The following is a 13,731-nucleotide window of genomic DNA, read 5'->3' on the forward strand; positions in this document are numbered from 1 at the left end:
CACAATGCGGCTTTTGATAACAAAAGTGATACTCACACTGTGCTTGTCCGCCTCGGCAAATGCCGTGGCAAATGCCGAGGCAAATGTCCTGGCGAATGCCGGGGCGTGGCAGGCACAAGGCAATGAGGTGCATGGCAAAGGTGGGACCCGCGCCCATGTTTTGGTCGATGCACCGACGGTGCCAGCATGTTGGTATCAGGGGCAGCGCTACAGCGAAGGAGCGCTGCTTATTATGGAAGAGGTGTTGAAGATCTGTGCCCGCAAACACCCTCAAGAAGAAAACGGATCACTCATGTGGCGAAGTGTCGATGCTAAGGGCGAGCCCATCTACCCGCGATTACAGAATAAAATCCGCGTTAACTAATAGCATCGGGCCCAAAAACTCACCCTTCATCTTTAACTAAGGCTTACTCGGCACCATCACCTTTAATGACGCCGGTTGTACCTTGATCTCCAAGGCATCTGCCTGACGCATTTCACCATCGATGACATAATCAATGCCCTCGGCACAACTGACCGTTACCCGTCTGGCATGGGTATGATGAGCGTGTTTATCCAGCTGGGTTTGAGTCACACTGTTAAATGCCAGCTCGGCGATGCTGAGCACATTCACATTGGAGTTTTTGGTTGGCTCCAGCCAATTTACATCCAGTAAACCATCGTCGTGCTCAGGTTGGCCTTGGCCCTGCGCCAGCAAGGTAAAGACCGGCGCTGCATTGGCAATGATCATGCTGTTAGTGTGGACATCCTGGGGCTCCATCTCGTCTAGCGTGAGGGTATAATCCTTGGCCTTATGCTCACTAAGCGCCTGCCAAAAGCCATGCAAATACGCAAACTGGCCACTGCTGTTTTTCGCCTCACGATCCGCCGACTCAATCATCTTGTGTTCAAACCCTATACCCACCAACAGCAGCACCAGCTCATCATTACAGGTCGCCGTGTCCATGGCCTTCACATCGCCACTGATCAGTACATCCAGCGCCTTTTGCACGCCAAAGGCCTTGCTTTCAATGCCCATTAGCACATGGGCTAGGGCATTGGCGGTGCCTAGAGGAATTACTCCTAGCGCCACATCGGTGTTGACCGTAACCGAAGCCACCTCGGCAACGGTGCCATCACCACCACAGGCGATGATCATATCCGGGTGCTCATCCATAGCCTCACGCGCCAGGTCCGTGCCATTTTGCGTTGGTGAGGTGGTTTTTATCGACATGTCAAAGTAGCTGTTGAGGCTGGTCATAATGTCATGCTTTTTATCGGCCCAGAGCTTGCGTCCGGATACCGGATTGGCAATAAGGCACACGCGGTTGCGCACCACCAGCTCGCCGCGCTTGTGCATTTTCTTCAACGCCTTACGCTGAAAGCGGTTTAAATTGGCTGTTTCACGGGTTTCCTGAATGCGCTCGAGCACCTCATCAACATCCGCATCCGGCTCCTTCGCCAGCAAATAGGCGGCCATCACCAACACGGAGCGACCGCGCCCCAGGGCACAATGCACCACCACATTACGTTTGCGCTTACGGTGATGGTGGATCCAGTTAATGGCCTGGCGCAACTGCGCCCTGTTAGGCGCCGCATGATCCAATACCGGAATATTTAAATAACTGATCTGCTCACCCATGACGGTCCAATCCAGGCCGTCAAACTCACAGGTGGCATCTAAAATAGCGGTGACGTTTTCGTGTTTTAGGGAATCGACATCGGGTGGGAAGAGTCGACAAGCGAGGAATAAGCCGGGCTCAACTTCTTGGATAGGCGGCACCTTATCATTGCGCCGCTGCCAGGCATTATAGAGTTGCGCTCCCAACAGAAAGGGAATAAACGCCCAGCGGATATACCAGGGAATGGTGCCGTTTTGTCGCTTGCGAAAAATTCGCCCGGCGTTGGCTATGTAGGCCAAGGACACCAAAAATAGGGATAACGCGCTCCAATAGAAGAAGACTGCGATATACGGAAGCTTTATCATCCAAGCCGTAACGCATAAGATCACGGCCAACACCAAGTATGCAATTGCGGCAAACATCAACCACTCCTGGTAAGTGTTTATATTGTAAAAGTATCACGCTACCAACTAGACGCAAGCCCGGTGTAGACAAATAGCGGATAAATCACCTAATTCCCTTATTCCGCCGCCCTTTATTGGTTGTTTATTAAACAAAACCTATGGCTAGTTACGCGGGGCAAATTCGATGATCAGGCCTTCAATGGCACAGGCCTTGTCACGAATCGCGGTGTTAAGCAAACGCGTGTGTTCATCACCACGCAGGCTAAAGTCCCAATAGTGTCCGCGGGTGTATTGCGTAGCCAAGGCCATATTGCTATTGGATAAGCACATGGCCTGAGCCAGGCTGCGCAACTTGCCATCATAGAGAATATCGCCAAAGCGCATCTGTGGCAGCGCTTGTGCACTGGGGCCCTTGACCTCGATGGCCTGAGTCTCAGCGGCTAATCGCCATTGCTGCTCATCCAAGGTCATGCGCACGCCGCTTGGATAATAGCTGTAGCGAAAGCTGTGTTTATCCATGGGCTGTATCTTAACGACCCCAGCCTCACCAAGCACGGTTGCCACACTGCCCTGCTCGGACTTGATCACCACCAGGGCGGTGTTTGCATCTATGCCATAGCCAACCTGCTGCCCCGTCGCATACAAAAGGCTATGCAGGCGTACGCTGCGGTTTTGCTCGCTAAATTGCGTATCCAGCACCCCATTATTAAAACTCCCAAGGCCGCCTTTGGGTTGGTAACTAATCGCCGCAAAGCCAGAGGGCAAGGACCCTGCTTGTGTCCTAACCTCCACCTCTTCTGCAAGCCCAGCAAACGCATCGCCACCGGTGATCATCATCACCTGGCCTTTGCTATTGCGTCCACCACTTTGCAGCGCACTGCCGGCGCCACTGGCTAAGATTACCGGGCGACTACGTAATGCCTGGGTCCAGGGATAGGCTTCGCCCTGCTCATCAACTAGCACCGCTCTGGCAAGGGCCGTATCGCCGTCATTAAAATACACCGCACTTGCGGCCTCTATGTGTTTTATCAGAGCCTCGCTGCCTTGGGCACACATCGCCTGCTCCTGGGCTACACGCTCAGGATAAACCCGGGCCCTATCGAATGTCAGTGCTTGGTGGCGTAACTGGGTAAGCTTGTCGCACTGCCCCTGGCTAAGCGCCTTGGCCAGCGCTGGCGTGAGAGGTAGCCACTGGCTGTCGATGCCATCGCCAGCGAGTAACTGCTGATAATAATCGGCCGCCGCATAAGGGTCGCGACTGGCATTGGTCAGTATCAGCACCCGAGGTGGCTGCGCCTCTTGCCCCGCCGCAACCCCCATGGCACTTTTCATAAAGGCAAGCAGCTCGGATGTGGCTTCATCCTTATTCAGGTCGGTGTCGATATGGACTTTGAGCGAGGGCTCGGCCAACTCCAGGGTGTCGAGCACATAATAAGAGAGAGCGCTATCTAATAGCTGAGCTTGAGGGGCTTGCTCATACCACAGCGTCAGTAATTGCTCCTGAGTCAGTGCCTGGTCGCTCGCCATGGCCTTTAGCGCCTTCATCACGTTGTGCTTGTGCGCTTGATATTGCGATGGCCATTGCCTGTCCAAACGAGCCAAGGCGCTTTCGTCGACTCTGTACAGGGGATGGGCTTTACCCCCTTGTAAGGGCTGCTGACAATGTTCCGGCGCCATAGATGAGCACACCTTTTCGCCGCCACCGATAAAAACCTGGGTTTGCGCCCAAGCCTGGCCAGACATCAGGGGCATCAGCAAGGCACTGGCGCTCAGTAACAAGGCGTGGGGAGTCAGACTGCAAAAACGAAAGACGGAATAGCTCATAGAAACACTCGTAAAAATTGTGCTGCACTTGTTTATATTGGCCTATATTGCCACAAAGCGACCACAAAAAAGAGCGCTAATGCGCTCTTTTTAATGCTAATTTCTCAGGAAAATCAGACTTATTTATTCATTTGCTCAAGCAAGAAGGCGGAGATTTTCGCGCCTTCACGCAGCGTTGTTTCCGAGCTCGACTTACCCTCTAGCGAGCTGTCGGTGAAAGGAGCAATTTCCATCATATCGGCACCGGTAATGGGGAACTCGGCCGCAAGTGCAGCAAGTATATCCAGCGCCTGTTGCGGATTAAGGCCATCTTTTTCCGGTGTACCGGTAGCCGAAGCAAATTCGGAGTCCAGGGCATCGATATCAAAGCTTACATACAGTTCATCGACACCATCGGCACGTAACTGGGCCAGCACTTCGGCCACCACGGCATCGGTACCCCGCTCATTGATTTCCTGCGCCCAATGCTGCTTAACCCCGAAGGTACCTTCCCAATGCGCCTTAGGTTTGCCGCTAGAGCGGATCCCGAATTGGATTAGATGAGATGGGCTTGGCAGATATTCAAGAATATGGGTACACCAAGAGCCAAAGCACAAATCGATACCCAGACGCTCCACCAGCAGGTCGGTATGCGCATCAAAGTGAATGATGGCGACCTTCTTACCCTGCTCGCGCTTGGCCTTTAGGTAAGCCTTGGTTAACGGGTAGCTGATCGAGTGGTCACCGCCAATTCCAAAAATGCCCTTTTCGGGGAAATTGGCGTAAAAGTCGGTGCACACGTCCTCGGTAATGGACAATGGGCTGACATGGTACTCACTGTCGGTATCGGCGTAGAGCGCCTTTTGACAGTTGCTAATGGTACCTTCGTTTAAATACTTATCATGCAACAGGTGCGGAATAACGCGCACGTCGCCTAAGTCAAAGGCTTGCGCTTGAGGCTGCTGCTCAATCAGGGTGTTACGTAAAAATAACGGGCCCCAGTTGGCGCCACGCAAAATGCCGCCGCCACAGTCTGAGCTAATGCCCAGCATCACCGCCTTATGCTCGGTTGTTTGCAAACCATCGAGAGACGCTTGCCAAAGGGCTTCGACATTATCGGTTTGGCCGTAAAGCTTCTGTTGCAACGCCGCTTTTCTTTCCTGCGCCGTGTTTACCGTAAATACACCATTACCCGGTGGACACAAGCACTGTGCTACCTTAGTTCGAAAGTCTTGCCACTTAGCGGTCATGCTATCTCCTCAATATTTATGCAGTTTTTCGATTTATTACCGGCGCTGATGAAAATGACTCCGGAGCACGCAAGGGAAATCCTCAAGTGCGCTTAGAAGAACAGGGTGAAATACTTAACCCTTTGATTTTCATTTGTTTTTAAAAGCAATCACGGTGATAAATCGGCACCAATACAGGATCAATATACAAGCAGAGCACAGAAGTCAAACCCGCCTACCCGGGGCCAACTGGGGAGAGTGACTGGCTATGCATAAATGCTGCATAAGCCAGCCGATGGGCCTATTCGTAGCGGCGCGGACGCTTGGTTTTAATGGTGGCAATATAGCCGTGCCAACTAGCATAACTGAGCAGCGGCATGATCACGATAAAGCCGGCGGCGCCGGTTAGAAAGCCAAGCAAGATTAAACACAGAATGCAGATACACCACACCACCATGGCGGCGATATTATTGCGTACCGCATGCATAGAGCTCACCACTGCGGTCATCAGATCCACCCTGCGCTCCATCATGATTTGCGGGGTAAAAGCGGAAATGGCGAACACGGTCACCAGCAAGACCCCGCCGATAATACTGCCCAGGGTTAAAAAGGCGCTCAGCTCCTCGAAGCTGGGGTTAACGGTATTGGGATACAGGGCATGAACCAAGGCTGCCAAGCGCATCCAGACAATCATGATCACCATGAGCAGCACCGCAAAGCCCCACTCCCCGGCGGGATTGCGGAACATGGACTTAAGGCTATGCAATAACGTGGGCGTGTGGCCTTTTTCCAATTCCCAGGCGACATCATATAGGCCGGCGGCAAAGGCCGGTCCTACCAGGGCAAAGGCCACCGTCGCCGGTAAGATCACCAAATGGGTTTGACTGGAATACACAAAGAATAAAATGGTGGCGGGGATAAGGGTGAACACCAAGCCATAGAGCAGGCTTAAAATCGGCGCTCGCGCCATGTCTTTAAAGGCCAAGGCTAGCCAATGCAGTGGCGCCAGGGCACTAATTCGATTACATTCAAAACAACGAGCAAACTCGCCATGATTGGTGACATTTGACGATACGGCCATACGCTAACTCCTCTGATGATACTATTTAACATCTAGTTGAGATTTAACGCACTGGCAAGCCAGGACGCGGCTAATTTAGGACATATGTCCTTATTAAAAACAGCCGAGCACGCCAGCATATGAGCACTTGCTCGCTTAACACGCATAGGGATCAGAGAGTTACTATGAAGACAATGTTTCACCTTGGCATTTCAAAGGCCCAATTAAACGGCGCCACCCTGGCGATTATACCCGGCGCCCCGGAGCGCGCGGCGGTGATCGCACAGCAGCTGGATAACCATCAATGTCTGGCGCAACACCGTGAGTTTCATGTCTATCTTGGCGAATTAAAGGGTCAAAGCGTGGTGGTGTGTTCCACCGGCATAGGAGGTCCTTCGACTTCCATCGCCGTCGAAGAGCTGGCGCAGCTGGGGGTCGACACCTTCTTACGCGTCGGCACCACGGGGGCCATTCAGCCCCATATAAAGGTGGGCGAGCTGCTTATTACCCATGCATCTGTACGCCTCGATGGCGCCTCGCATCATTTTGCTCCCGCCAGCTACCCGGCCGTGGCTGACTTTAAAGCCACTGCCGCGCTGGTTGCAGCCTGTGAGCAAGGCAATGAAGCACACCATATTGGCATTACCGCCTCCAGCGACACCTTCTATCCGGGTCAGGAGCGCTACGATACTCACAGCGGCTATGTGCCGAAGCATCTACAAGGCAGCATGGCTCAGTGGCAAGCGCTCAAGGTGATGAACTATGAAATGGAATCGGCCACCCTGTTGACCATGTGCAGCGCGTTAGGGTTACGCGCCGGATGCATCGCCGGGGTGCTGGTTAATCGTTGCGATCAGGAGATCCCAGCGGTGGATATCGCCACCATAGAACAACGCGCCATCACTCAGGTATTGGCTGCGGCCGCTTTATTGCTCACACAGTGATATTGGAATTTGGCCTGCGGCGCTAAGCGCCGCACCATGGCTTCTGTGCTGTCCCGGTGCGATTTGAGGCTTTCAACCTCACACAGGGTCACCGTATCAATCGCTTTAAAATCAATCCCCTGGTGCGCTAGAGCAACCTGACTTAGTGCCGCCAGCAAGGGATGAAAGCTGGGATTAAAGGCGGCATTTTCAATATAACGACCATAAAAACGTTCTTCTCCTACACTCAGCATCAGCGCCGCCAAACCACCACTGTAAGGGGCATAGCTGTGCTGCAGATGCCGATGCAGTGGCTCGCCGGCACCATAGGACCCCTTGCTTAGTTGGCAGGACTCTTCGACATCCAAAATACGCTCACTCACGGCCAAATCACTGGGACCAAACGCCAAGGGCAACAACTCGCCCAGCGTCGAGTCGACCTCACCTATGCTGATTGCCAAAGCAGTATCCGAGCAAAACTCATTTATAAACTGACGACAATAACCGCAGGGCGTCGCGCTGACATACAGGTGCCGTATCTCGGTGGCGCCATGGAGCCAGGCATTGTGCAGCGCGGTTTGCTCCGCATGCACGGCGCTCTCGAGTCCGCAATGAGGCAGCTCCACATTCACCCCTGCGGCATAGAAATCTTCACCCTGGTGGTTACGAGCATGCACCAAAGCCGCCACCTGAAACTGGGAAATCGGTGCAACCGCCCAAGACTGAATGTGCGCCAGCAACCATTGTGCGGTGTCTTTAGGGTTCTTGCCGAGTAACTGGGCGAGATTTTGAAATTGCTGCACACTGATAATGCCGCGTTGCTGCTTGATACTTTCAAGCATGAGGGTTGGACACACAGGCTGTCCTTTCGTTTAGGAGTTTATGCCGATAGTAACCTAGCGGCGCTAACGCGGCAACCTGGCCCGCATTAGCGCTACTTTACACCAACTTAACCGGTATTACGCATGCCTGCGGCGATGCCGGCCATGGTGATCATCAGGGCATTGTCCAAAGCCACCGAGCCACCGGCTCGCACCCGTTTTAGCAACTCCACTTGAAGCACATTTAAGGGGTCGGTATAGGGGTTGCGCAGGGCAATGGACTCGCGGATCCAGGGCTGATGGCCGAGCAAGGTGTGCTCGGGGCTCAATTCCTTGATAAGTGCCGTGGCCTTGGCCAGCTCACCGCGCAGTTGCTCACCTAAGGGCTGCAGTTCGGGCGCGACCAGCCGCTGATCATAGTAAGCACTGAGCCAGCTGTCGGCCTTACAAAAGACCATTTCCAGCATTTCTAAGCGGGTGCGAAAGAAAGGCCATTGCTGACTCATATGCGCCAGATGCTGCTCTCCAAACTGCTCTATGGCCGCCGCCAGCCCTTGATACGCTCCCAACCAGGCGGGCAGCATCAAACGGTTTTGTGACCAGGCGAATATCCAGGGAATGGCCCTTAAGCTTTCCACGCCGCCGTCTGGATTACGTTTCGAAGGGCGTGAACCCAAGGGCAGTTTACCCAACTCCTGCTCCGGCGTCGCACTTCTAAAATAGGGCACAAAATCTTTATTGCCGCGCACTATGTCGCGGTAATGCTCACAGGAAACATCACTGATCACCGCCATGGCCTCGCGCCACTGCGGCTCGGGTTGCGGCGGTGGCATCAGGTTACCTTCGAGCACGGCGCCCACATACAGGTGCAGGCTTTGTTTGGCGACACTGGCCAGGCCATATTTAAAGCGGATCATCTCCCCCTGCTCGGTCACTCGCAGGCCGTTTTTCAAGCTGCCCGGCGGCTGCGAGCGCAATGCCTGAGCCGCAGGAGCGCCACCGCGGCCCACGGTGCCGCCACGACCATGGAAGAGCACCAGCTCAAGGCCGTAGTCATCACTTAGGGTTACCAGCGACTCCATGGCGCTGTACTGCGCCCACCCTGCGGCCATCATACCCGCGTCTTTTGCCGAGTCGGAGTAACCTATCATCACGTATTGCTGCTCGCCCATCACGGCGCGATAGACCTCATTGTCATAGAGGGTACGCATGACTTGAGGGGCACGATTCAGATCATCCAGGGTTTCAAACAAGGGCGCCACCGGCATATTAAATGCGCACCCGGCTTCTTTTAACAGCAACTTCACCGCCAGTACATCTGAGGCCTGGCGAGCCATGGAAATAATATAGATGCCAAAATTGTCGGCGTGATTGTCCGCTATCACCCTAAAGGTATCGAGTACCTCTTGAGTTTGCTCCGATGGTTGCCAGTGTCTAGGCAGCAAAGGACGAGGATTGGCCAGCTCCTTGGCTAAAAAGGCAAGCTTGGTTTGTTCATCCCAGGCGCAGTAATCCCCCAGCTCCAGGTATTGGCTGATCTCACCCAGCACCTGGGCATGCTTGTCGCTGTCTTGGCGAATATCAAGCTGGCTTAGCTGTAAGCCGAAACAGCGACAACGTACCAGGGTGTCTTGCAACAGGCCATCGGCGATGACCGCCATATTATTCGCGCTCAACGAGCGGTGACACAGCTGCAGCACATTGCTGATTTGCTTTATATCGGTAATACGGTTTTCACCCCGGGATGGCTGGCCAGTGATTTTTGCTTCCAGGTATTTATGGGTCAATTGCAAGTCGCTGCGCAGGGTTTTGAGAACCTGGCGATAGGGCTCGTGGGTTTGGCCACTGAGTGCCAGCAGCTCTTCACTGGCCTGATGCATGGAAAGCTCACTGATCAGCTGGTTGATATCGCGAATATACAAGTCCAGCGCCATCCAGCGGCCATGCTCGAGCACGCTTTGGGTCACTTCTGCGGTAACATAAGGATTACCGTCTCTGTCGCCTCCCATCCAGGAGGTAAAGCGCACCGGGCGTGCGCTTGGCGCCAGCCCCATGGTTAACTCCTGTTGCAGCAGGGTATCAAGCTCGCGCACATACTCGGGCACCGCCTGCCACAGGCTGTTTTCTATCACCGCAAAGCCCCATTTGGCTTCGTCCAGCGGCGTTGGACGACTGTGTCGAATTTCATCCGTATGCCAGGCCTGGGCAATGAGTTGGCGCATCCGGGCCAATAACTGGGTGCGCTCCGTCGGCAGGAGGTTGTCGAGTTCAAGTCGGTCGAGGCAATCACTCAATTGCACATGCTTGTTGATTAATGTGCGTCGCGTCACCTCGGTCGGATGCGCGGTCAATACCAGGTTAATATCGAGTTTGGCCAAGGTTTGCGCGATTTGCTCGCTGCTGATATTGCTCTGTTTAAGGCGTTTGAGCGTTTGCTTTAAGGGATCGAGCTGACAAAAGCCGGTGTCGGCATGGCGTGAGACGGTATGGTATTGCTCGGCCACGTTGGCCAGGTTTAAAAACTGATTAAATGCACGGACAACCAGCAAGAGTTCATCGTCACTGAGCCGGTGCAGCTCGTCAAGCAGCTGCCCCCGGGCTTGCTCATCACCGGAGCGAGAGCTTTTAGCCAGTTGACGAATAGCCTCGACCTTCTCCAGGGCCGGTGCACCCAAGGCCTGCTCTATGGTCTGCCCCAATATTTGTCCTAATAAACTGACATTGCTACGCAGTGCACTGTATTGGTCGCTCATTCCTCTCTCCTGTGTGCAGAATTTAGACTGTTGTAGCATGGAATTGGGTCAGAATTAAAGACTTGCGTCTTGAGCCTGTTTTTGCTTTTGTCCTAATGAGCAGCCTAGGTATTAGATATAACTAAAAAACTTCAGAATCGGAGTGTTTATTTCTCGATAGACTTTGGATAATAATCAATAAACAAGCTAGAATCAGATAGATAGCAGCCATCCCCGGAGACACACTATGTTGCGATATACCCTATACACTGTCAGTCTGTGCACCGCACTCGTGCTCACCCCTCCTGCCCAAGCTGGTTTAGAAGAAGGAATTGCTGCCGCCAATGTAGGTGACTTTGAAACCGCCATCAGCGAATTTCAATACCTTGCCGACAAAGGTTTTGCGCCAGGGATTTATGAGCTAGCGCAGCTCTATGAAAATGGCCATGGCGTCGCCAAGAATCAACACAAAGCAGCGCAACTGTATCAACAAGCCGTTGATAAAGACTTCGCCGACGCGATGTTTTCCTTAGCCGTTATGTATCAGGAAGGTCGAGGCGTCAAAGTGGACCTGCAACGCGCGGTCGAGCTGTTCACCGGTGCCGCCAATAAGGGCGTGGCCGCCGCTCAATATAACCTGGGGGTGATGTACACCAATGGCGAAGGCGTGTTGAAGGATTACCCTACCGCGGTTGATTGGTATCAAAAAGCCGCAGCTCAGAATTACACCCTGGCCCAATTTAACCTTGCGTTAATGTATTACGAAGGCCTGGGAGTTCCTAAAAATATCGAAAAGTCATATATCTGGAACACCATCGCTGAATACAACGGCAACCTGGATGCCAGCACCAGCCGCAAACTCGATGAACGTAAATTACAACCGGATGCCATCGAGCGGGCGAAAAAGATAGCCGATGAGATGTATGAAAAAATTCTTGCCGGACGCTACGCCGGTGAAGGCCGACGCCTTTAGGTTCGCTCTGGGTTTGGTTGTTGCTGCAACCAAGCCCAACAACAGCGGCGGCTCACTGCTGTAGAGCAATCATCTGCGGTTGAACCCAAAAGGATTAATGTAAAGGGCAAGGTTTGAACTACTACCGTCTTAAGATGTGCGAAAGCTAAGGGATTAGACAAGATTTATGGTCGCCATGGTTAACTTATTTTCGGGCCTGTCCGGTAACAGCCACAACCAAGCAAAGCAGTATGGACAAAGGCATGGGCTTAACTAGCTTCGCCCAGAGCCATTGCGGCGTTATTCGTAGCAAAAATGAAGACGCCTTCTTAGCACTTCCCGAGCAACGGGTCTGGGTTGTTGCCGATGGCATGGGGGCGCACAGCAAAGGGGATTATGCCAGTTCGCAGGTAATCGAACTCGTTAAGCAGCATTTATATAACAAGGCTCAAAGCACGCCCCTCCACCGCACCCTAATAAACGCCTTTGAAGACGCCAATAAACAACTCTTTCACCACTCACAACAGCTTATGCAGGGAAAAACCATGGGGTCTACGGCGGTTGCCCTGGTGCTGGACGGTACTGATTTTTATTTTATCTGGGTTGGCGATAGCCGCGGCTACCTATTTAGAAACAACCGATTAGAACAGCAAACTCGGGACCATAGCCGGGTTAATGTGTTGCTCGATAGCGGCGTCATCACCTCGGCGCAAGCGGCCAGCCACCCATTACAACACGAGGTAGCACGGGCCATTGGGGTCAAGCACGACGTGCAGGTCGAGGTGGTACATGGTACCTGGCAGACCGATGACATCTTTTTATTGTGTAGCGACGGCTTAACCCAAAAATTATCTGACTTTGAAATAGAAGTGTCACTTGCAACCGCTAATCTACAGGCTGCCGGTCAGGCCTTGATGCACTCGGCACTGACCCGCGGTGCCGGCGACAATGTCACCTGCATCCTGGTTAAGTAAAATGCCCTGTCCCGGGCCGGTCTATTTTTTGGCGCAGCCCTTGCGCTAGATCAAAGTTCATCGCGACTGGGGAGCAAATGGCCCCGCCAAGCTGATTTAGATCAATAAGTTGCGCTCAATATCCTTGTTAAAATTTAACCAGTTCAAATTCTAACGTAAACAAGGATAGATCATGGCGCACTCTGACTTACATCCTCCTATGGAAGCGGCTATGCAGCCCAACGTCACCCATATTAACAAATCATCCGGTGAACCTTCGATTCACGAACAGTTGCACCTGTATAAGCAATTACTGCAAGAAAAAGAGCGTCAGATAAAGCACTTGCATGAAGCGCAAGCGCCGCTATTGGCACAGATCAATCAGGCGGATGAGCTGAATAAAAAAGCCTTGGCGCACATGGACAAAATGGCCGAGCAAATGCAACAGGTGCAGGTTCAAGCCAAACGAGACGTCCAGGTGGAGTTAGCTGAGCTGGAGCAGCAGTTAGAAGAAGCCAATACCAGTAAGCATGTAATGAAGCATCATTGTCGCGATCTTCAGGACCGCAACAAGGAGCTGCATGAGTTGCTTAAATCATCAACACAACAAGTGGAAGAGCTACAGCGACGTCTGCAAGGCCAAGCGCAAGACATCAACAGCATGCGCGAAGAAAAGGTTAAACTCAGCATGCAGGTGATCACCCAGGGCGAGCAATTGAAACGCTGCGAAAAACAGCTCAACGATGCGCTGCACGGTTATTACAGCGGTGTTATGAATAAAAACAAAAAAGTGAGCAAAAATCTCCCTCGCTAATTTTCACTCTTATGCGCCAAACTCAGCGGGCTAATTAGCCCGCTTTTTTGTGCTGATAGCCGTGCCGAGATGCATACACAGGCGACCTCAGCTCAAACCATTAAGAAGCAGGGACGGACTTCAGCTCACGACGGGCCATCACGTGCTTATATATACCGATAAGCGAGGCTGCTATCCAAAATATTTCGATAACGAAACTGGCAAGGTTAAAGTTATAACACAGGCTTACCAACAGTAAGATGGCACCGGTTAAGTTCATCAGGTTATACCCCAGGCCTGAGGCTGGTAACTTCTCGAGCTGCAGTAAGAAAAAAGCGCCCACCACCAAAAAAGTGCCGCTCATGCCAATAACATCAAATAATAGGTCCATTGCCTAGCTCCACAAAACAAACGGGGTCAGCCTATCAAGCAAGACTTCGCTACCTAAGGACAAATGCCC

Annotated in this window: 12 protein-coding genes; 5 read left to right on the forward strand and 7 right to left on the reverse strand. The window is 52.7% G+C overall.

What is annotated here, in order from left to right:
- Positions 1 to 25: 25 nt before the first annotated feature.
- Positions 26 to 364 (forward strand): DUF1496 domain-containing protein, encoded by a 339-nt coding sequence (locus tag KD147_RS16935; protein ID WP_212547509.1) that lies wholly within the window; start codon positions 26 to 28, stop codon positions 362 to 364.
- Positions 365 to 400: 36 nt separating this feature from the next.
- Here KD147_RS16935 and KD147_RS08380 read toward each other — a convergent pair whose 3' ends face one another.
- The 4 genes from KD147_RS08380 to KD147_RS08395 all read right to left on the reverse strand — a co-directional run bounded on the left by KD147_RS08380 (position 401) and on the right by KD147_RS08395 (position 6,118).
- Positions 401 to 2,023, reverse strand: a complete 1,623-nt coding sequence (locus KD147_RS08380) for a diacylglycerol kinase family protein (protein WP_212547510.1) — start codon at positions 2,021 to 2,023, stop codon at positions 401 to 403.
- Between the two features lie 144 nt (positions 2,024 to 2,167).
- On the reverse strand, positions 2,168 to 3,829 hold the full coding sequence (locus KD147_RS08385) for a type 1 glutamine amidotransferase family protein (RefSeq protein ID WP_212547511.1): 1,662 nt from the start codon (positions 3,827 to 3,829) through the stop codon (positions 2,168 to 2,170).
- Between the two features lie 119 nt (positions 3,830 to 3,948).
- Entirely contained in the window at positions 3,949 to 5,058 is a 1,110-nt protein-coding gene (locus tag KD147_RS08390; RefSeq protein ID WP_212547512.1) for an arginase family protein, read from the reverse strand.
- Positions 5,059 to 5,338: 280 nt separating this feature from the next.
- Positions 5,339 to 6,118 (reverse strand): DUF2189 domain-containing protein, encoded by a 780-nt coding sequence (locus tag KD147_RS08395; RefSeq protein ID WP_105254559.1) that lies wholly within the window; start codon positions 6,116 to 6,118, stop codon positions 5,339 to 5,341.
- Between the two features lie 164 nt (positions 6,119 to 6,282).
- Between KD147_RS08395 and udp the strand changes: the two genes are divergently transcribed.
- Positions 6,283 to 7,041 carry a uridine phosphorylase gene (udp, locus tag KD147_RS08400; RefSeq protein ID WP_212547513.1) on the forward strand — a complete coding sequence of 253 codons (759 nt, stop codon included), beginning with the start codon at positions 6,283 to 6,285 and terminating at the stop codon, positions 7,039 to 7,041.
- Here the strand turns inward: udp and cdd are convergent.
- Together cdd and ppc are read right to left on the reverse strand one after the other, a co-directional pair.
- Positions 7,002 to 7,877 carry a cytidine deaminase gene (gene cdd / locus KD147_RS08405; RefSeq protein ID WP_212547514.1) on the reverse strand — a complete coding sequence of 292 codons (876 nt, stop codon included), beginning with the start codon at positions 7,875 to 7,877 and terminating at the stop codon, positions 7,002 to 7,004. The genes udp and cdd overlap by 40 nt on opposite strands.
- A gap of 92 nt (positions 7,878 to 7,969) precedes the next feature.
- Positions 7,970 to 10,594, reverse strand: a complete 2,625-nt coding sequence (gene ppc, locus KD147_RS08410; protein ID WP_212547515.1) for a phosphoenolpyruvate carboxylase — start codon at positions 10,592 to 10,594, stop codon at positions 7,970 to 7,972.
- A 226-nt stretch (positions 10,595 to 10,820) separates the two neighbouring features.
- Between ppc and KD147_RS08415 the strand changes: the two genes are divergently transcribed.
- The 3 genes from KD147_RS08415 (at position 10,821) to KD147_RS08425 (ending at position 13,292) form a co-directional block, all read left to right on the forward strand.
- The gene (locus tag KD147_RS08415; protein WP_212547516.1) at positions 10,821 to 11,546 is read left to right on the forward strand and encodes a tetratricopeptide repeat protein; all 726 of its coding nucleotides are present in this window, start codon (positions 10,821 to 10,823) and stop codon (positions 11,544 to 11,546) included.
- Between the two features lie 230 nt (positions 11,547 to 11,776).
- Positions 11,777 to 12,499, forward strand: a complete 723-nt coding sequence (locus KD147_RS08420) for a PP2C family protein-serine/threonine phosphatase (RefSeq protein ID WP_212547517.1) — start codon at positions 11,777 to 11,779, stop codon at positions 12,497 to 12,499.
- 172 nt (positions 12,500 to 12,671) lie between these two features.
- Positions 12,672 to 13,292, forward strand: a complete 621-nt coding sequence (locus KD147_RS08425; protein ID WP_158678897.1) for a hypothetical protein — start codon at positions 12,672 to 12,674, stop codon at positions 13,290 to 13,292.
- Positions 13,293 to 13,392: 100 nt separating this feature from the next.
- On the opposite strand, the gene KD147_RS08430 is transcribed toward KD147_RS08425, so the two are convergent.
- Complete coding sequence (locus KD147_RS08430; protein ID WP_212547518.1) at positions 13,393 to 13,662, reverse strand: CBU_0592 family membrane protein; 270 nt, start codon at positions 13,660 to 13,662, stop codon at positions 13,393 to 13,395.
- Between the last annotated feature and the right edge of the window lie 69 nt (positions 13,663 to 13,731).

This window comes from Pseudoalteromonas sp. BDTF-M6 (genome assembly GCF_018334135.1).
GTDB lineage: Bacteria > Pseudomonadota > Gammaproteobacteria > Enterobacterales > Alteromonadaceae > Pseudoalteromonas.